Source organism: Neisseria sp. HMSC03D10, from assembly GCF_001807625.1.
Taxonomy (GTDB): domain Bacteria; phylum Pseudomonadota; class Gammaproteobacteria; order Burkholderiales; family Neisseriaceae; genus Neisseria; species Neisseria mucosa.
Window position 1 is genome coordinate 1 of sequence record NZ_KV789596.1, and the last position, 741, is coordinate 741.

The following is a 741-nucleotide window of genomic DNA, read 5'->3' on the forward strand; positions in this document are numbered from 1 at the left end:
CTGTCCTATTTTGATTTTAATTGACTATACAAAGGTAGTCGAAAAGAGCAATGATTTTCAGACAACCTTAGATATAGGAAATTGTCACGTTGTTTACACTTTTTCTACGTCAAACAGCTGTGTTTTTGATTAAATGTTTTTTAATTAACCATCCAGCATTATCAAGAACTTAGCAGGTTTCCCGCGTCTATCAACATTCTTGACAATACCGAATTTCTACTCAATCAGCTCTTCAAACAAAAGCCGAAAGTCTAACAGCGCGGTTGATTTCCACAACACATATGGATAACAAAAAGCCGAACGGATAAACCATTCGGCTTTCTATCAAAAGCAGCGATTATTGAACTTTAATTTCTACATCAACACCGGCTGGCAAGTCCAGTTTCATCAGTGCATCGGTAGTTTTGTCAGTCCAGTCCACGATGTCCATCAGGCGCAAGTGGGTGCGGATTTCCAATTGTTCACGAGAAGTTTTGTTCACGTGTGGAGAACGCAGAATGTTGAAACGTTCGATTTTAGTCGGCAACGGAATCGGACCTTTTACAACGGCACCGGTACGTTTTGCAGTTTCAACGATTTCTTGAGCAGAACGGTCGATCAGGCTGTAATCATAAGCTTTCAGGCGGATACGGATTTTTTGGTTTGCCATTTATCGATATCCTTCAATTAAGCGATGATAGAAGAAACCACGCCTGCACCTACGGTACGGCCACCTTCGCGAATCGCAAAGCGCAGACCTTC

Annotated in this window: 2 protein-coding genes; both read right to left on the bottom strand. The window is 41.8% G+C overall.

All coding sequences use genetic code 11. The features are described from left to right. Window positions 1-337: 337 nt before the first annotated feature. Window positions 338-649 carry a 30S ribosomal protein S10 gene (rpsJ, locus tag HMPREF3066_RS10065; protein ID WP_002642322.1) on the bottom strand — a complete coding sequence of 104 codons (312 nt, stop codon included), beginning with the start codon at window positions 647-649 and terminating at the stop codon, window positions 338-340. A 17-nt stretch (window positions 650-666) separates the two neighbouring features. Further along, a partial coding sequence (locus HMPREF3066_RS12540) for an EF-Tu C-terminal domain-related protein (protein ID WP_452299608.1) occupies window positions 667-741 on the bottom strand: 75 nt, incomplete at its 5' end.

Excerpts from the sequence above, each read along its gene's own strand:
- rpsJ (WP_002642322.1), bottom strand. The coding sequence starts at position 649 with ATGGCAAACCAAAAAATCCGTATCCGCCTGAAAGCTTATGATTACAGC.